The organism is Adhaeribacter rhizoryzae (assembly GCF_008629685.1).
Classification (GTDB): domain Bacteria; phylum Bacteroidota; class Bacteroidia; order Cytophagales; family Hymenobacteraceae; genus Adhaeribacter; species Adhaeribacter rhizoryzae.
In genome coordinates, this window is record NZ_VWSF01000009.1 from 179564 (window position 1) to 197928 (window position 18365).

The window sequence follows — 18365 nt, forward strand, 5'->3', positions numbered from 1 at the left end:
CTGTTTAAGCTAAATAATTTAATTTCTTTTTACCGGTGATTATTAAAACAAAAAAATATAGGCTGGAAACCAGCCAATATATTAAAATGGCCATGGTGGAGCTGTTGCGTAAGCAATGGTGGTTTATTATTGGCCCAATTGCAGTGGCTTGCTTGGCTTTTATCTGGCCGTCGTGGTGGTTTATTTCGGGAGCCATTTTAATTGTGGTATTGTACCTGCTGTTCTGGGCCATTCAGTTTACTGGCGTTACCCAACTAGAGCAGAACAAGGTAATGTTCGAGAAAATGTCTTATGAAATAGATGGCCGGCAAATTTTAATGAAGCTGAACGAAAAGCAGGGTATGCCTGTGAGTTGGGATATGATTAAAAGTGCGAAAAAAACCGAGGACCATTTTCTGCTTTCGCTATCGAAAGCGCAGTTTATTTACCTGCCCTTCCGCATTTTTAATAACCCCAACGATATTAAAATGATGGAGGCTTACCTGAAACGGAAAAACCTAATTGCGTAGGCCTCTCGTATTTATCTAATCCGGCACATTTAAATTATTGTGCTTTTAACAGCAGAAAATAAATTAAGCAATAACCCACATGACAAAACGGATTTTAACCATAGCTTTTGCAGTAGGTAGTTTATCGCTGGCAGCTTGCAGCAGCGAACCTTCTGATTTACGTCCCGAGAAAAAAGTATCGGTAGATGCCGTACCGCCCGGAACCCGCAGCACCTCTAACCTGGATAACGCTGCCGATAAGAGCGCACACGATACCCAGCAGCAGGTACAACTTAACCACGACGAGCACTCTAATGAGTTAAAAGGCGGAGCAAAATCGATTGATAAAAAAGAGGAAACAACTGCTAAAGATGCCGTTGAAAACCACAACTAAAACAATTTAACCATTGGCTTAGTAATTGGCTGGTGCGTTTTTTAATACCCATGAAAAACAGAATTTTAGGAATATTATTTTCGGCAATATTATTGGCGGGAGTTGGCTGTAGCGGTAATAAAACCGAAAAACTGCCGGGTGAAGGTGCTTACGATACGGCTGAGACTAACGAAGCCGCGGCCAAACAAACGGCACAACTGGCTTACATCTGCCCCATGGAATGCGAAGGCAGTGCCAGTAACGAACCCGGTAAATGCCCGGTTTGTGCTATGGATTTGGTTAAAAACCCGCATTATAAAGGTACTACTGCGCCAGATTCGGCGGCTCAGGTTGCTAACTAATAAATTATCTTGTTTACAACATAAAAGGCAGGCGCAAACCTGCCTTTTTGCACATTATTCAGCGCGTTTAACTTAAGGCATTGGGCCTTCTTACAAGCAGTTCCGGATTGTTCTGGCAGTAGTACCGGCTCCGGAAACGTTGTAGATTTAAACACCTCGGCAAATGCTCACAGCTATTTTTATTCTTTTCTTTACGGTAGTGCTGGCGGGCTGGCTGGTGCGCTTTTTTCCGCAGCGCAAGCAAAGCTGGTTAAAAATTATCCTGGCTTTTAGTGGAGCCTACCTCTTTACGCTTACCATTATTCATATTCTGCCAGATGTGCTTATGAGCAGTGCCGACCCGCACGCAGTGGGCTACTACGTGCTGGCCGGGTTCTTTTTACAACTGGTGCTCGAAATATTCTCGCAGGGCATCGAGCATGGGCACATGCACTTGCACGCCCACGAAAAAAGTACTAATTCGGTACCGTTTCTGTTGCTGCTCTCGCTCACAATTCACTCGTTCCTGGAAGGCAGTATTCTGCTCGAAAACCGGGCAGTTGCCCCGCACTCGCATATATCCGAAAACTTTTATCAGGTACTGGCCGGTATTGCCATCCATCATATTCCCGCGGCTTTTGCCCTCATGACCATCTTGGTTTTCCGGCTGAATAATTTTGCCAAAGCTTTTGCTTACCTCTTAATATTTGCCTTAGCCTCACCGCTCGGTATTTTATTCAGTAACTATATTATTCCGGAGCAATTGCAGGAAGGCAATGCTTTTACCATTTTATCGGGCTTGGTAGCCGGTAATTTCCTGCACATTTCCACTACTATTTTGTTCGAGACCAGCCCCGAACACCGGTTTAACCGCAACAAAATATTGGCCACCCTGGCCGGCGCTCTCCTGGCCTTAGCCAGCGATTTGGCGCATTAAATATTAGTGATTAGTTGTTAGTTATTAGTGATTAGTTGTTAGTTGTTAGTGATTAGTTGCTAGTTGCTAGTTGTTGGTTGTTGGTTGTTGGTTTGGTTAATTTTTACTGGTGATTAGCGAAACCATATAATATTAGCAGGTAAGAGGGATTGCTCTATTCATTATTTAGTATCCCGAATTTAATAGTTGGGAAAAATATCCAGCAATGTGTTTCCTGTAAATTCCTGTCGGGCTTGTATAATTTTGTATAACTAAATCCTGACCAACTCACATTTTTATACTTAACATAAAAACTATTAACAGCCCTGAAAGGGCCTAATATCCTAGTCCAGGGTATAGCCCTGGGAAATAACACAAATCACTTCTGTTTTATTTATTAAGCGCTTTATAGGAAGGTTTGTGGTATACCGGAAAATTGACGGAATTGGCAATAAAGCAACGTTTATTTGCAACTTGGTGCATGGCATCGGCTTTGGTTATCATCCAGGCTTCCGTAACAGTTATTACGGGGTTTAAAGTAACTTCCGTAAAATGCCCGCCCCCATCCGGGGTTTCTACCATAGTACCGGTGGCAGTATCAACATAATTCATTACCACAATCCCGGCCTCGGCGCATAAATGCAAATACCAAAGCATGTGGCACGCTGATAAAGAAGAAACCAATAATTCTTCGGGATTATACCGGGTTGTATCTCCCCGGAAGGCCGGATCGGATGAGCCTAAAATATCACTTTTATTTTCAACCGATATGGTATGGCTGCGATCATAAGCTTTATAGCCAGAGGTACCTTCTCCTTTATTCCCGGTCCACTCGATGGTTGCTTTATATAAATGCTGGCCGTGCATAAGCTGCTTTTTAGTTTAAATTTCCTGTTAAAGTTGTTGTTTGCAGTTGGGTCTAGGTTTCTATTTCCTACTTTAACTCAAACCTAATTTACCTGGTATTCTTCAACCCAGGTTTATCGCTTCCATGGTACAAATATAATGCGCCGTAAGTCCAGTTGGGGCCTTGCAGACTCGGATAGTTATAGCGGTCCATCATTAAAGCCACGTACTTAACCGGGTAGCCATCGGGTAAGGTAACAATATTAGGCCACACCCGCGTACCGGCTTTCGCATCCCAGGGCGGTAAATCCATATTTAGGGTGCCGGCGGGTTGTAAATTAGGATAGGTGTAAATAAATATTTTGCGTTCAGCGCTACCCGAGAAACAATACCATTTGTTACCAATCCGCTGCATAGATGTACCGGTCGAATTTTCTTTTACCGGCCCGGCAATGCGTTTGTAAGCACCATCCCATTTATTGGATTCCAAAATAATTGCTTTGTAACCATTCTGATTTTCGCAGGTTAGCATGTGCCATTTTTTAACGGCCGCATCGTAAATAATATGCGAATCTTCTATGTCGCCGATAATATTGGTGGGTTTGGCTTTCATTATGGAAAAACCAAAGCGGGGATCGGTTTTGCTCTCGATGGCCCAGATTTGCTTTTTCTCGGTTTTAGGGTTTGCCGCAAACGAGAACCCGGTGGTAAATCCGCGCCAAACTTTTTCATCATCGTCGTAAAAAATATGCGACGAAATTTCATTGCGCAACAATCCATCCTGGCGGTCGAATACAATAATTCCTTCGAGTTTTAAATCGAAAGCTGATGGGCTTAAGCTAAAAACGCCTTGCAAATGATGGTCCAGCGCCCGCCCCCGGATAGACAGCGTATACCATAACCGCCCCCGATCGAGGTAAGGCGAACCGTCTTTGTGCGTAATAACCCGAATATCGGCCTGGCCCAACCCGGTAGTAATAGCCGATTGTGCGTTCCGGATGCTTACTTCTCCGTCGTTTAATAAGAATAACAGCCGCGCCTGAAAAGTATGCAGCACTTCCTGCTGGCGCAAATCCAGGGTTTGGTTAAAATTAGCCTGCGCTACATTTACAGGTAGCCCGGTATCTTTCACCAAAAAATTTAAGCCACTGCCAAATAGTTGTAATATTAACTCGCTGTTTTTGCTCGGAACGGGTAGCGGGTTGGTTGAAATAGATTTTTCCAGAACCACAGCGTTGTTACGCGTAATTTTCAAGATTACATCGGTAAAGCGGCCGGCTGCAAATTTGGTAAACACCTGGAAACGTTCGGTATTTTGAGCATCAGTAAATTCAAACCCAATAGCGCCGGTTCCTTTTAAATCGGCTACCTGCATGGTATAAGTAGCAAACGGGTTGCAGCCGCCCAGCCAAATGGCAGTTTCGGTTTGCTGCCCCGATTTTACTTTTAATAAATCTTTATCAATCGCCACCACGGCGGTATCCTGGGAATAAACCGTTTGGGGGTGCATGGCGGTAAAACCAACAATATTGGCCGGGTCGAGTTTGGCCAGTAAAATAGCTTGCTGCGGATCGAAAACCAGGCGTTGTACCCCTTCGCACAAACCGGATACTGCCCGGATTGACCTTTGACTGTGCCGATAGTTTTACAATACCAAAACAGATAAAAAGTAAGAAGAAAGCAAGTATATATTTTGTCATTGCTGCTATTATTCCGGACCAGGCGAAAATTTAATTCTGCTGGCAAGTTAACAGAAAGGCAAAACGTACCGAAACTTAAAATATTAGTTTTCGGAAATAAACGGCTTTGTATTTGCTCAACTAACGCTGCTAAATTCCTCTTCTATCAGTTCTTTGTTAGCCGATGCGCCAGCCATGGTACCGGCGGCAACTGCAACGGAAACGGCCCGGCCGAAAGTAGCATTATCGCCGCAGGCAATAACTCCTGGTACCGTGGTTTTCTGCATCATATCGGTTTTAAGTAAGCCTTGCTCGGTTAGTTCGCAGCCCAATGCGGCCGGAATGGAACAATGTTGCACCAAATTAGGCCGGGCATAAAGCGCATTAACCGAAATTTCAGATTGGTCTTTAAAAACAATTCGCTCTATTTGCCCCCGATTATGGACGAATTGTTCTATTTCCTTTTGCTCAATTTCTATCCCGTTTTTCTTAATTAAATTTACTTGCTCGGGCGTTAACGCCGAAGGGCCATTGGTGAAGATGGTTAAATCTTTCGTCCAGTTTTTAATTAATTTACTTAGCTCAAAAGCAACGTCGCCGTTGGTCAGAATACCTGTTTTTTGGTTGCTGTATTCGTAGCCGTGGCAATAAGGGCAGTGTAAAACAGATATTCCCCAGCATTCGGCAAAACCATTTATTTCGGGGAATACATCGGTTAACCCGGTAGCGAAAATTAACTTTTTAGCCGTAAAGATGGCCCCATCCTGAGCTTCAATCTTAAACCCACTGTTTGTTTTAGAACCGTTTACGGCTAATGCTTCCTGAAACTGAACCGTGTTGTATTTTAAAACCTGTGCTTTGGCTGCCTCCGCAATTTGGCTGGGAGTATTTCCATCTTGGGTAATAAAATTATGCGAATGGGGCGTTTGGCGGTTACAAGGTTTACCGCTATCAATAATTAATACGCGCCGCAACGCCCGACCTAAACTCATAGCGGCCGAAAGCCCGGCGTAACTGCCACCAATAATAATTACTTCAAATTCATTTTTAGTTACCATAGCCTTACTTTTAAAATAAAAACAGCACCCGCGCTAAGCCGCTAATTAAAGCCGCTCTAAACCCAGCATTAAAAAATATTGGCAAGGGAAGCTTGGTTTTGCTTAAGTTATGTTGGCAAAGGTATTTATTTTTCTTATTATTGCAACTTAGTCGCAATAATATTTAAAACCGATGAACTCCCGAAATACAAAAGCAAAGTCAGTTATTCTTCAATTATTAAAAGAAGCTAAGCAAGCGCTGAGCCACGATGCCTTGCAGGCAGCATTGGCCGGTTCTGCCGATCGGGCTACTATTTACAGGGTTTTAAATCGGTTTTGTACTGAAGGAATTATTCACCGGACGGTGGGCGATGATGGTAAGCAATATTTTGCCCTTTGTGTAGATTGCCAGGAAAAACACCACCAGCATAATCACTTTCATTTTCGTTGTTTTACTTGTGGCAAAGTAGAATGCTTGCCCAACCAAATAGAAGTAAATTTGCCCAAAGGGTACCGCACCGAAAATTTTACTGGTTTTATTTCGGGCTACTGTGCTGCGTGTGCTTAGTTCGCCTTCGGATTTAATACGATTGTTTACGATAGGCCAAGCCGTATTATTCTTTGGTATAGTTGCTAACCAAAACCGGTTTAGCTATTAATTTTGCCCAAATAGCTTAATGGTGTAGTCCAGCAATTCGGTGCCGCCGGGTTTTCCGTGGCCTGGGATTACTATTCTGGCATCAGGATATTGGTCTTTTAATTTGGTTATGGGTTTGGGCCATGCTTGCACATTGGCATCTGCTAAGTTTCCTTTCTCAGCTCCCATTTCTTTAATTAAACAGCCGCCAAACAGCACTTCTTCCTCCGGAAAGTACCCAATCACGTTATCTTTGGTGTGTCCTTCGCCCCAGAATTGAGCAAGCACTTTTTTGTCGACAACTTCTAGCTGCAATAAATTATTGAACCCGTTTTGGGGAACAACCAGATTATTTAAACCGGCTAATTGTATTGTTAAATTATTAGCGTACGAAGGTATTTTGCGTTTATGAAATGCCTCTAAACCACCCAAACAATCGGCGTGAAAGTGCGTGGCAATAATGGCTTTTACTTTGCCATGCAGCGTATCTTCTACCCAACTTATTAGTTCAGCAGCAGCATTATTATCCGTTGGCGTATCAAAAATAATGGCTTCGTTTTTACTAAAAACTATCATGCCATTGCACGTTACTTTGCCAAAACTTTCTGTAACCAAATACGAAGTATGTTGGTAAACGTGGTCCGAAACTTGCTGAATTGTTAATATTTCGGACTGATAATTCTGAGCATCTGGCGTTTGCTTTGTTCCATTACAGGCAAATAATATTAAACTAATAATTAAATATTTGTACTGTTTCAGCATAAAAAATTTGATTGTGCATTACCTGTAACAACGGCGAACAAACACCATTTAATATTAAAAATATGCTTCAGTTTCTTAATCATGCATATCTGCTAATTATTATCAAGTCGTTTTTGTTTGCTAATATTTTAATCCAAAATAATACTTAACAAAACCAATTAAGATTTTTAAACTAATATTAAGCAAAGCTTCATTACCGTGGTTTGGTTTTTATTTTACTTCGTATTCGTATAATCTGTGATTGATAGAGTCGCGATAGTAGCCGTTACTTTCAGAAGTAAATAATTCGTAAGATTCTGTTGGCAAATTATTACTGTTGTATTTAAATACGTATTCACTCTCCGAAATGGTATCGTGGTTAGCCCCTACAAACACTTTTTTAATTAAATTATTCGGCAATTTATAACTAATAAAATCCAATTCATTGGCACTTTCATTTACAGGATCGAGCTGAAATAAGGGGTTCTTTTTATTATCAAACGTATAATATTGCACCCCTACTTCTTGTCCGTTCGAAAATAAAACCGATTTTGTAAGTACCCCCGCCTGATCGTATTCATACCTGACAAAAGAAGACGGGCCGGTTATGTCTGTTACGCGTTGATTGGCATTGTAATTAACCGAATAATTAATATTGCCCGGGTATAAAGCAAACTGCCGTATTTTATCGGAATCATATTCATACATTATATACCCCTTAGGCACCAATGTAACATCTGTATTGCTGTTAATAGCAAAATAATCGATGCGGCTTACCAAACCATTTTTATACTGGTAATCAAACTTTTCGGTAATGGTATTATTAAACGTGAATGTTCTGGAAGCGAGCCGACCAGCGCTGTTATACTGGTAATGCCTTACCTGATCTGCCTGCTGATGATAAATTACTTTCTTTAAATAAATTCCGGAAGGAAAAGAATCTTTTTGGCGGTCGCAGCTCCATATACCGGTAAGTAACAGCAGGCCGGCAATGGCTATTTTCCTCAGCATAGTACTTTGTTTTTTAATGCAATATTCTTTTGAAAAAAGGGAAGCGTAATATTTAAGGGTTTATTGTTTTTTAGAACAACACCAAATGTAAAAACAATATTTTACTTGGGCTAAATGCAGTAATTTCCAGGTGTGACTGAGCAGTTGTGTTTTTATTTTATTCGTTCTGGATTTTGTCTGCTGTCGAAAATGTAAGCAATATAAATTTCTTGTCCTCTTACCTCATAGAAAATAGTAGTCTGCTTTGTCAATACAGCTTTTCTTAATCGGGGAGCAATATTTGAGGTTGGAAAAATATTCGGAAACCTCTTATAATATTTGTTTGTTCCGAAAGTTTAATTTTGAATTTATTAACTTCTTTGTCTGTCCAGTTAGTGGCTAAATAGTTGAGGATTTGTTCTAAGTTTCTTATGGCCTCGTCCGTCCATAAAATTGTGTACCTAATAAGCCAAAACGCTTTTTTATTTCTTCATGAGAAGTTACTCGCCCTTCGTCAATATCTTTTAATCCTCTTTCGATTCCACTTTTTTGCTCAGGTGTTAAATCTTCCCACCAATCGTTTTCTGATTGGGAATCTTTAACAACTTTTAAATATTCAATTGTATCCTCATCTTCTAACTTAGTTAACCATTCAATTAACTCTAGTTTTATAGCTTCTAATCCCATCTTCTTTTTTTTTAGTTGTTAAGTTAGCAAATTTTAATCATCTTTTAATATTTGGAGATTTTCCTAGTGATTTTGATTAAAGATTTATTAAAAGGCAACAAAGAATTAAAATAAAAGCAATACCAATCAGTTTGTTTCCAACATCATAGGCTATACTATCAGCAGATATTCCTTTGTATCTATTTTTAATAATGTTAAATGATTTAGGCTTTTTTCCTCTACATAAATCAATTACATACATTACAATCCAACGGATAAATAGTCCAGTATATTCGAATAATAAAGTACTAAAAAACCTTTGAAACATCTTCTTACCTTTTTAAAGCGCCTTTATGCACTTACGGCTAATTTTATCTATTCTGGAATATTAAATTTAAATATTACCCATCTACCCCCTTCTACCGGATAATCTCGACCCAGCCTTTCCAGATTTGGCCTTTGGTGCTGGTTAGCTGGTAATAATAAATGCCATCGGTGAGGCCTTCGCCGCCCCAGTTGTTTTGGTAGTTTTTTTGCTCGTATACTTGCTTGCCCCAGCGGTTAAATATTTTCAGGTCGGTGGGCAAACAGGTAATGCGGGGTATAAAAGTATCGTTCAGGCCGTCGTTGTTGGGCGTAAATACGTTGGGTACCAGTTGTTTTTTTTCTACCTGCACCGAGGCAATGGGCCGTTGCAAGCGACAGTTGTTGCCAAAGAAAACCGTGAGCGTAACTTCGTAATTTCCTTCGTTTGCGTACTGGTGCGTTGGTAAGGTTTCGGTAGAAGTGCTGCCATCGCCAAAATCCCAGAGGTAGCCGGTAGCGCCGGTGGTGGTATTGGTAAAGCTGGCGGTAAAAGGCGCAAAGCCCTGAAGTTGGGTGGCGGTGCCGCATTCGGTGGGCACGGCAGCGGCCTGCACTACCGGCAAAGCGCTTACGGTTACGTTTTTGCTACTAATACCGCTGCAGGCCCCAACCGTTACAAAATAAGTAAGCGGCTGCGGTCCGTTCATGCCGGGTGCTGGCGTAAAAATACCATCGGAGCTCACCCCGCTTCCCGACCAGGTACCGCCCGGTGGAATAATATCGGTCACGGCAAAAGCGGTAGCATCGGGGCAAATAATTAAATCGGGGCCCTGGGTAAACTTAACGGTGGGGTCTACTACCACCGTCTTGGTTTGGGCTACGGTACAACTGCCGTTGGTAATGGTATAGGTAAGTACGTGCGTACCCACCAAAGCTTCGGAAGGGGTAAACAGGCCATTGGCACTTACGCCCGTTCCCGACCAGGTACCGCCGGCTGGCGCAAAACCACTCAGCATAATTGGGAAAGAACCGGAACAAATACGCTCATCGGGTCCGGCTGTTACGGCGGGCATTTCCGAAATAACTACCTGCCGGCTGCTGGTTACGGTACAGCCTTTCTCGTTGGTGAAACTATAGGTAATGGTGTGGGTACCGGTTCCGGCCGTGGCGGGCGTAAAAATATTGCTGCTCATGCCCGGCCCCGAAAAAGTACCGCCCGCCGGCGAGCCCACCAACGTAACAGCCGTGTGCGGCAAGCAAATTGACGGCGACAAACCCGTAAAGGAAACTACCGGCAAGGGCATTACTGTAATAATTTTGGTGCTGGTGCTAATACAACTGCCGTTGGCTACCGTGTAAGTAAGGATTTGAGGGCCAACCAAATTTGCACTGGGTGTAAAGGTGCCATTGGCCGATACGCCCGGTCCGGACCAGGTACCGCCCGTAGCCGGCGTAAAACCACTAAGCTGAAAAGGCGGCGCGTTAGCACATATTTCCTGATCGGGACCAGCTTCGGCCACTACAATATTAAAATCGAACTTAAACGAGCCGTTGTTGCAGTTAAGCGCATTGTTAGACCTGGACCAGGCATTGGGCGTAGTTGGGAATGCCTGGCTGCCGCCGCACCCGGCGCAAACCGCCTGGTACACAAAACCGCGCTTATCGAAACGGCTGGTGCCGCCATCTACGTGTTCGCCGGATTGTATACCTGTTTGCTCCGCACCAAAAAAAGTAGCGTACTCCAGCGCGCTGGCATCCCTAGATAACAGCATTAAATAAAAATCGCTGCCATCGGTGGTGCGCTGGTGCCCATCGTTGCTTACCGGTAAACCCGTGGTAGTACCGTTTGAATAAGGCTGATTGGCATTAGCGCCGCCGCCCCAGCCGGCCACGTAAATGCGGTTGCAGTTATCTACCAAAAAAGCGGTGGGCGAAATATTTACCTGCGCGCTGTTACCGGAGCCAAAAGTAGTAGATAGCAAGCTGCCGGTTAAATCGTTGTTTAGTTTATGAATAAATTGCCGGCCATCGCGGTTCGCGTAAACGCCCGCCGAAGTGGGATAACTGCCTAAGGTTTGGCCCAGCAAATACACGTTGTCTTCGCCGTCTAGTTGCACAAAATAAGTTTGGTCGTAAGCCGAAGTACCCAGGTAAGATACCCGTTGCAGCGCCGAGCCATTGTTATTTATTTTAGCCACAAAACCATCGGCTTGTCCGCCGCGGTACCCCGACAGGAACGCGCCGTTGGTGCCCGGCAAATCGGCGCTGGTGGTACCGCCGCAAATAAAAATATTGCTGTTCTTATCTAGTTGCACCGAATAAGCCGCATCGGCCCCATTTCCACCCACAAAACTGCTCCACTGCACCGCCAAAGCTGGGGTTAGTTTGGCTACTACGCCATCGTTGCTGCCGCCACCGTAAGCCGACTGAAAACCATTAACCACCGGAAAATTATTAGAACGCGTAGACGAAACAATATATACCTGGTCAGTAGCATCGGTAAAAATATCGCCCCGGAACTGATCGCCGTAATTTTTATCCAGCGGGTTGCGGGCGGTACTGTTCGATAAAATACCATCGTCGGAAGTGCCGCCCAGGTACGTAGAAGCCAGCAACGCTGAGCCGTTGGACCGCAACCGGCTGATTAATAAATCGGTGCCCTGGTTAAACTGAATGCCACTTAAGGGCACAATATTAGGGCTGCCTCCGTTAAAGCTCTGGTCGTGGGCGCCGGCCGTAGTGGGGTAATCATCGGAGCCTGTAACTCCTAAAATTAATAATTCGTTTTTGCTGTTAACCACCAGGCTGTTGGGTACATCGCTGCGGCGGCCGCCCAGGTAAGTAGCGTATAACAGCGAAGAAGCCCCGGCAGGATTTGTTTTGTATTTTAAGATACCAATATCCCAACCCGTACCGCTGCCGCCGTCGGGGTTGCCGCCCCAATCAATATTATAAGCGCCCATGGTAGCCGGAAAACCAAAACCCGCAACAATACCGCCCGAGTACATATTGCCTTCTTCGTCGTAGGTAGCCGTAAAGCCCCAATTATCGGCCCGCGAACCGGTGTAAGTAGAGAAAACCAATACCGGATCTATCACCAGCGGTTTGCTGCGATCGTACCCGGCCGGAAATTCAAACGTAACCACATCGCCATCGAGCTTAAAAAAACAAGGCACTTCTACGGGCTGGTTGTTTTGGAGCTGGTACGCATACGGCTTTTGCTCTACTACCTCGGTTACCGAAGTTTTAATGTGGAGCTCGTTGTTCTGAATAAATATTTTATCGGCACCCTGGTACTGCATCTTTATTTGAGTTGGATTGGCCTGGGGCTCTAATAAAAATTCGTATTTCAGGTGCGCATCTTGCTCGTACAGGTGCATGTTAATGCCGGGGTACAAAGCTTCGTAGGTTACCTGGGCAAATGCTTTTACGCCCGCCGCCCACCGGCTGGGGTCTTTACCAATGTAATAATTGCGCACGGCTTCGGAGGGTTGCTGGCCATTAACTTTATTATTGCCCGTACCGGCTCCCACAAAATTTACTTTATAGGCGTGGGCTTTTATTTTTTCAGTGGCTTTTTGGGCAGTAGCAGCATTGGGGTTGTTGTGGGCGTGGGCCAGTTGGCTTTCCTCGAAAAAAGTATACACCAAACTTTTGTTTTGCAGGAATAAGCGCCCACCCGGCAGTTGTGCCATAAATGCCACCGATTTATCCCATTGGTTTTTATTCTGAATAAACTGCAGACTTTTTTCCGGATGCGGTTGGTTAAGGGCTACCGGCGCGATAGGCGTACCGGGTTGCTTCATTTGGGCAAATGCCGGCTGCCCGAAAAAGTTAAAAAGAAGAATTATTAAATATAACCGGGTAAACTTGTACTGCATATATACTAAATCTGAATTATAAAGATAAAGAAGTTTTCCGGGCCGGTTTATGTTTTTGAAATTTCCTCCCAAAACCACTCCGGGCCGCTAAATGTAAGAGCATTAATTATTCTTTTTGGTTGCTTGTTTTAACTGAAGTTTCCGCATAAAATTTAGATTTAAGCCGGCTTCCGGCAATATTTTTCAGGCTGTTTATGAAATACTTACAAAAAGTTTTTAACCCCAGGCAACGGTTTAACCAACCTTAGCATTCCTATCTTTGAAAACGGTTATTACCAAAACTAAATTTGAAAGGAGAGAAATTAATAAAGCGGTGTCAGGAAGGCGATGCCAAGGCCCAGAAAAGCCTGTACGATGCGTATGCCACGCCCATGTTCCGGCTTTGTCTCCGCTACATCCGCAACCAGGCCGAAGCCGAAGATGCTTTCATGAAAGGCTTTCATAAAGTGCTAACCAATATTAAGCAGTTGCTTTACCGCGACGATAAAAGCCTAGATGGCTGGATAAAGAAAATAATGGTAAACGAATGCCTGATGGTGTTGCGCAAGTCGAATAATTTTAACCTGACCACGATTTCGGATGACCTGAAAATTGCTACAGACGTTACTCCGGACAGTAATTTATCGGCCGAAGCGATTTACGCTCTAATACTGGAACTACCCACCGGTTACCGCACCGTTTTTAACTTATACGTGCTGGAAGGCTACAGCCACAAAGAAATAGCCGACCAATTAGGAATTAGTGAGTTAACCTCCCGCTCGCAGTTAAGCAAAGCCAAAGCGGTATTACGGGAGTTGCTCACCAAAAACAACCTGAAATATGCCATCTGATAACCTGGAAAAATATATTAAAGAAAACGTAGAGGCGGTGCAGCACACACTTCCGCCCGGCGTTAACTGGGACCCGGAAGCGGCCTGGCTTAAACTACAACAACCACCGGTGCTTACCCGCCGCAAAAAAACGACTTGGTTTTCTTACGCGGCCGCTATTGTAATATTGGCTTTATTGGCCGGTTTAGCGCGGCAATATTTTGTTTCGGAACAACCGCGTACCAAAACATTAGTAGCAACCAAGCCGGCTAAAAAAATATTAACGCCTGCTAAGCCAACTGAAAATACAGTAGCAAAACCGGTTAAGTCCCAGGTTGGCAATATTGTCTCAGCAGTTAAATCCGGTGAACAGCAACTCAAAATGGCGTTAGGTAAAAAAATGGAACAGGCTGTAAAATCATCAGCTTTGCCTGCGGCTAATACCAAAATAAATAATGCAACGGTTGTGGTTATGCCCGGCACGCCGGAGGTACAACCAGCCAAAGCAACGGAGAAATCCGAAATAATAGCCGCATCCGAAGCTAAAACTCCTGCCCAAACTACGGCGCAGCCTTTAAAAATAACGGTAGTGCTGGGAAAAACCTCTACGGCTAAAATGCTGAGCCAAACGGCGAACAACAACTTACCGGCCAAAAGAAGAAAAACGCGTTTGCGCCTGAATGTACCCGTTCCGGAATCAGTGGATAACGGCCACTTTGCCACTACCGACAGTGCTTACCAACTGCTAAAACTACAAGCCAGAATAGACTTATAATTTAACCTTTAACTTATACCCCCATGAAAAACCGATTTTTTATCTCGGCAGGAATCTTTATGCTCTTTATTTTCTGCACTCCGGCTTTTGCTCAAACCCAAATCCGATACAATGCGCAATCGCAGCAAGACTCTGTTATGGTAGAACTACCGAATAATATTAAGCTGCTGTTAATAACCGATGATATAAATAAACTGCAACAACTGGATAAAATAAACCTCGACTCGGTGGTTAGAAAGGTGAACAGACAAGTGCAGGCAGCTTCCGCCGGAAATATTAAAACCCCACCCGATACTACTACTAAAAATGTAAATAAACCCGATTTACGTTACGATGTAAGCTACAAACGCAAGAACGACCAGTTAGCCTTAACCTTAGGGGCCGGAGCAGGCTTAATCCGCAGTCAGTTAGTACCTAAATTATCGCCTACGCTGGCACTTAAACGGAAAAGGATGGAATATTCGGTAACCTACGACATGAATTATTTTTTTGAACGGCAAGAAAACCGGCAATTTAAATTATACATGAATAATTTCCTGGATTTTGGTATCGGCACCAAATTATTTAACCGACCGGAAAATGTGGATGTTTATCAGAAACTAACCATTGGCTATTTAGTTTATTCTAAAGGCGATTATTTTGGCAAAAACACCTTTAAGCTCTCCTACTCTTACCCCATCACCAACAAAGCCATCCGGCTAATGCCAGAATTGTATATTACAAATAACTTTAAAACATTATTTCCGGGTATCAGCGTTAATTTTTAGGCGAAACTCTAAAATAATAAAGGCGCTCCGGGAGCGCCTTTATTATTTTAGAGTCGTGGTGCAGTTCAGCCTACTTCGAAGCTTTTGTTTTCTTCTGATGCTGGTCGATGTTAATGGTTTGACCATTCTGACCATTTTCGCCGGACTGATTATTTTGCTGCCCACTGTCGGAGGCGTTTTGCCCCTGTGCTACCCGGGTTTGGGTAGCGTCGTCTTTAATTTGTATTTGATGCTTTTGTGTTTTTTGTTGGTCTTTTGGTACGGTTAACCGCAATATACCATCCTGAAACTCGGCGCTAATCGCATTCGGATCGATATTATTGGGCAACTGGAAAGAACGGGAAAAAGAACCGTACTGCGACTCAATTATTTGGTAACGCTTGTTGGTATCTTCGTTCCGGAACTTTCTTTCGCCCGAAACAGTCAGGCGGCCTTCCTGCAACTCAATCTTAATATCTTCTTTCTTCAGTCCAGGTAAGGTTAATTCAATTTCAAATCCGCTTTCGGTTTCGCAGGCATCTACCTGCGGACTAAAATCGGTTAAGTGCCGGCGCTGGTTAACCGAATCCTGAAAGAAACGGTCGATCATGGAGCTAAAGGTGGGTGGCACAAAATCGTCCATTAAACCACCAAATTTTTGAATTGCCATAGTAACCTCCTTAGTTAATAGTTAAACAATTCTGAAAAACCACTAAATAAAAGTATACTAAACAACCAGGTATAAAGGTGTTATTTACAGCTATAATTACTGCGGATAAAAGAAAAATGTTGCAGCTAAAAACCAGAAATTTAGCATCTTAAGCTACTTAAAAATATTACCAGGCAGCGCTAAACCATTATTTTGGCTTAACACTAAGGTTTTCTGGTTACTTTAATGGTAACGGGTGCAACCCCGCTTTGTATCATATCCAGGCGCCGGGCAGCGGCCAGCGATAAGTCCAGAATACGGCTTTTGGCGTGCGGTCCCCGGTCAGTTATTTTAACTTTCACGGTGCGGCCGTTCTGCTGGTTTTTAACTTTTACTTTGGTGCCAAAAGGCAAGGTATTATGGGCCGCCGTTAGTTTACCTTTGCGGTAGGGTTGGCCGTTCGCCATTTTCTTCCCCTGAAATTTATTGCTGTAATAAGATGCTTGGCCGGTTTGGGTAAAAGCCCGGCTACCGGTGCAACTTTCCATTACCAGTAGCACCAAACCCAATAACCCCCACTTACATTGTAAAACTTTCATACGCCAAAAAATATTACTTACCTAACCAGCCAGTTTAAAACCCAAGCCCCAACCCGGCGTAAAATTAACCTTAAAATATTTTACACGGTTATAACCTGAATAATTATGGGTTTAAATCCGGCCTTAGAAGCCAAACTAGCCAAGCCCCAAACTGCCTCGGCCCGGATAGACGATAACTTCCGGGGCAAAGATATTACGTTTATTACCGATAAAGCCGGCCAGGCCATTACGCTGTTTATAGGTAAACGTAACCCCGACGGCAGTATTACCGGCGAGCGTTACGTACGGCACCTGCAATACGCGCCCAATGGCATTACCGTAATAAAAAGTCACTGGGATAATAAAGGCAAAGTAACCCGCGCCTGAGTTAGAAAGAAAAACCTCACAGGTTTTAAAACCTGTGAGGTTTGCTTAATCTACCAAACTGATTAAAGGCTATGGTGCCCACACCTGTCATTCAGGAGGAACCTATTTAGTAGGCAGCCAAATAGGTTCCTCCTGAATGACAACGATTAATTGCTTAAACTTCGCTTAACACCACGCTACTTAGTCTTTTCTTTCGTAGTTATAAAGCTCTACGGCCTGGGTTATTTTGTCTTTCTTAAACAACCCCGAAATCCAAGGAATACTAATTACCGCGGCACCTACATAAACCGTAGGAGCTACGCTGCCGCTCTGGCCGTTTTGGTAACTTTTAAAGGTTTGCGACATACCGTAAAGCAAAATAGCAGCACCCGCAATAGACAAACCGGTTTCTACGTATTTACCTTTGCGGTACTGGTTTAGCAGCGCCACACTGCCGGGGTTATCGGCTAGCGCTTCGCGTATGTTTTCGAAATTATAGCTTTGCAGCGGGCCATCGTCTTTGGTAAAGAAATAAATATTACGCGACGAGGGCATACCGTAGCCATAACCCCCAAAACCACCGTAGCCGTAACCGCCGTACCGCCCATAAGGGCTATACATGTTGTTGTAAAAAGTTTTAGAAACGTAATATTTAGAGATGCGGCCGCTAATGGTTCGTTTGGCAAAATCGTCGCGATCGTACGGGTCCGAGATGCGCAGGAAAAAACCATTATCGTTCTGGTAATATTTTACGCTGCCCATGGGATAGCGCAAGGTATCGTCCAGCAGAAAATAGCTATCTTTTAAGAAAGGATTTTTTAGTTGTACCCGCTTGGCATACACTTTCTGGCCATTCTGCAGCCCTACAAAGTGGGTGCGGGGGTCGCTATCGCTACCAACCTGGGCCATGGTAAACAAGGGCAAGCAAAAGAAGATCATTAAAAGCAATCGGTATTTCATAAATTACTAGGGTATAGAATATAAGGTAAGGATAAATAATAAAGCTGCAACAGTTTCAGCGTAATTTAATTAACGTAAAACCTGCTTAAATCTTGTTCTGGGTAAGTGTAACAAAACCGAACATTGTTTTGTCCGGAAACGAACAGAAAAATGCCGCTTATTTCTGTTTAAACCTATGTTTTTAAAAAGTTAATAAAATATTTTGGGTTGTTCTTAGCTGCTAAGTTACTACCGGAACAAGTTAAAACCAGCATTTTCACCGGAATTATAGTCCCGGATTAATACATTTCAACCAGCTAAAACTGCTATTCACCGCACTTATCAGGCTATTCGCACCATTCCGTTTTGGGCTTTGTGTGGGCTGTGCAATATTTGTACTGTTGGTAGCTGACTAACACGTTGCAACAAGGCCCACCGGATTAATACCCGGATAACAATACCAGGCACTTATGGCACAGCTCTTGATTTAAAATAAACCAGTTACGGGTTGTAACTTTTAAAAATAAGACAAGTGTGTTGGGTTAGAAGCAGTTGTAAAATTAATTTAAAATAAAAAAAGCCGTGCAGGCAACCAGCAAGTA

At 43.5% G+C, this 18365-nt stretch carries 19 protein-coding genes; 9 read left to right on the top strand and 10 right to left on the bottom strand.

Annotated elements, in window-relative coordinates; genetic code table 11:
* The first annotated feature begins 35 nt into the window (after positions 1 to 35).
* The 4 genes from F0145_RS13415 to F0145_RS13430 all read left to right on the top strand — a co-directional run bounded on the left by F0145_RS13415 (position 36) and on the right by F0145_RS13430 (position 2139).
* Entirely contained in the window at positions 36 to 509 is a 474-nt protein-coding gene (locus F0145_RS13415) for a YcxB family protein (RefSeq protein WP_150088929.1), read from the top strand.
* Positions 510 to 588: 79 nt separating this feature from the next.
* The gene (locus tag F0145_RS13420; protein ID WP_150088930.1) at positions 589 to 882 is read left to right on the top strand and encodes a hypothetical protein; all 294 of its coding nucleotides are present in this window, start codon (positions 589 to 591) and stop codon (positions 880 to 882) included.
* A 50-nt stretch (positions 883 to 932) separates the two neighbouring features.
* Positions 933 to 1223: a heavy metal-binding domain-containing protein gene (locus tag F0145_RS13425; RefSeq protein WP_150088931.1), complete on the top strand. Its 291-nt coding sequence runs from the start codon at positions 933 to 935 to the stop codon at positions 1221 to 1223.
* Positions 1224 to 1386: 163 nt separating this feature from the next.
* Entirely contained in the window at positions 1387 to 2139 is a 753-nt protein-coding gene (locus tag F0145_RS13430) for a ZIP family metal transporter (RefSeq protein WP_150088932.1), read from the top strand.
* A gap of 369 nt (positions 2140 to 2508) precedes the next feature.
* Here F0145_RS13430 and F0145_RS13435 read toward each other — a convergent pair whose 3' ends face one another.
* From F0145_RS13435 to F0145_RS13445, 3 genes are all read right to left on the bottom strand, one after another.
* A complete protein-coding gene (locus F0145_RS13435) occupies positions 2509 to 2985 on the bottom strand; it encodes an OsmC family protein (RefSeq protein WP_150088933.1) in 477 nt (158 codons plus the stop codon).
* A gap of 88 nt (positions 2986 to 3073) precedes the next feature.
* Positions 3074 to 4567, bottom strand: a complete 1494-nt coding sequence (locus F0145_RS13440; RefSeq protein WP_150088934.1) for a hypothetical protein — start codon at positions 4565 to 4567, stop codon at positions 3074 to 3076.
* A 213-nt stretch (positions 4568 to 4780) separates the two neighbouring features.
* Complete coding sequence (locus tag F0145_RS13445; protein WP_150088935.1) at positions 4781 to 5701, bottom strand: NAD(P)/FAD-dependent oxidoreductase; 921 nt, start codon at positions 5699 to 5701, stop codon at positions 4781 to 4783.
* A gap of 172 nt (positions 5702 to 5873) precedes the next feature.
* Between F0145_RS13445 and F0145_RS13450 the strand changes: the two genes are divergently transcribed.
* A complete protein-coding gene (locus tag F0145_RS13450; protein ID WP_150088936.1) occupies positions 5874 to 6248 on the top strand; it encodes a Fur family transcriptional regulator in 375 nt (124 codons plus the stop codon).
* Between the two features lie 87 nt (positions 6249 to 6335).
* On the opposite strand, the gene bla is transcribed toward F0145_RS13450, so the two are convergent.
* The 4 genes from bla to F0145_RS13475 all read right to left on the bottom strand — a co-directional run bounded on the left by bla (position 6336) and on the right by F0145_RS13475 (position 12901).
* On the bottom strand, positions 6336 to 7079 hold the full coding sequence (gene bla / locus F0145_RS13455; RefSeq protein WP_150088937.1) for a subclass B1 metallo-beta-lactamase: 744 nt from the start codon (positions 7077 to 7079) through the stop codon (positions 6336 to 6338).
* Positions 7080 to 7289: 210 nt separating this feature from the next.
* The gene (locus F0145_RS13460; protein ID WP_150088938.1) at positions 7290 to 8069 is read right to left on the bottom strand and encodes a hypothetical protein; all 780 of its coding nucleotides are present in this window, start codon (positions 8067 to 8069) and stop codon (positions 7290 to 7292) included.
* Between the two features lie 408 nt (positions 8070 to 8477).
* Positions 8478 to 8735: a hypothetical protein gene (locus F0145_RS13470; protein ID WP_150088939.1), complete on the bottom strand. Its 258-nt coding sequence runs from the start codon at positions 8733 to 8735 to the stop codon at positions 8478 to 8480.
* Positions 8736 to 9133: 398 nt separating this feature from the next.
* Complete coding sequence (locus F0145_RS13475; protein ID WP_150088940.1) at positions 9134 to 12901, bottom strand: DUF7948 domain-containing protein; 3768 nt, start codon at positions 12899 to 12901, stop codon at positions 9134 to 9136.
* Between the two features lie 287 nt (positions 12902 to 13188).
* Between F0145_RS13475 and F0145_RS13480 the strand changes: the two genes are divergently transcribed.
* From F0145_RS13480 to F0145_RS13490, 3 genes are read left to right on the top strand one after another with little or no spacing between them, the layout of a single operon-like run.
* Positions 13189 to 13731, top strand: a complete 543-nt coding sequence (locus tag F0145_RS13480) for an RNA polymerase sigma factor (protein ID WP_223816042.1) — start codon at positions 13189 to 13191, stop codon at positions 13729 to 13731.
* Entirely contained in the window at positions 13721 to 14485 is a 765-nt protein-coding gene (locus tag F0145_RS13485) for a hypothetical protein (RefSeq protein ID WP_150088941.1), read from the top strand. The genes F0145_RS13480 and F0145_RS13485 overlap by 11 nt, the downstream gene beginning before the upstream one ends.
* Positions 14486 to 14508: 23 nt before the next feature.
* Positions 14509 to 15252 (top strand): hypothetical protein, encoded by a 744-nt coding sequence (locus F0145_RS13490; RefSeq protein ID WP_150088942.1) that lies wholly within the window; start codon positions 14509 to 14511, stop codon positions 15250 to 15252.
* Between the two features lie 70 nt (positions 15253 to 15322).
* On the opposite strand, the gene F0145_RS13495 is transcribed toward F0145_RS13490, so the two are convergent.
* On the bottom strand, positions 15323 to 15901 hold the full coding sequence (locus F0145_RS13495; protein WP_150088943.1) for an Hsp20/alpha crystallin family protein: 579 nt from the start codon (positions 15899 to 15901) through the stop codon (positions 15323 to 15325).
* Between the two features lie 203 nt (positions 15902 to 16104).
* Positions 16105 to 16479, bottom strand: a complete 375-nt coding sequence (locus F0145_RS13500; protein WP_150088944.1) for a septal ring lytic transglycosylase RlpA family protein — start codon at positions 16477 to 16479, stop codon at positions 16105 to 16107.
* A 105-nt stretch (positions 16480 to 16584) separates the two neighbouring features.
* On the opposite strand from F0145_RS13500, the gene F0145_RS13505 reads away from it, so the two are divergent.
* Positions 16585 to 16845, top strand: a complete 261-nt coding sequence (locus tag F0145_RS13505) for a hypothetical protein (RefSeq protein ID WP_150088945.1) — start codon at positions 16585 to 16587, stop codon at positions 16843 to 16845.
* 180 nt (positions 16846 to 17025) lie between these two features.
* Here F0145_RS13505 and F0145_RS13510 read toward each other — a convergent pair whose 3' ends face one another.
* Positions 17026 to 17784, bottom strand: a complete 759-nt coding sequence (locus F0145_RS13510; protein ID WP_150088946.1) for a hypothetical protein — start codon at positions 17782 to 17784, stop codon at positions 17026 to 17028.
* Positions 17785 to 18365 lie beyond the last annotated feature (581 nt).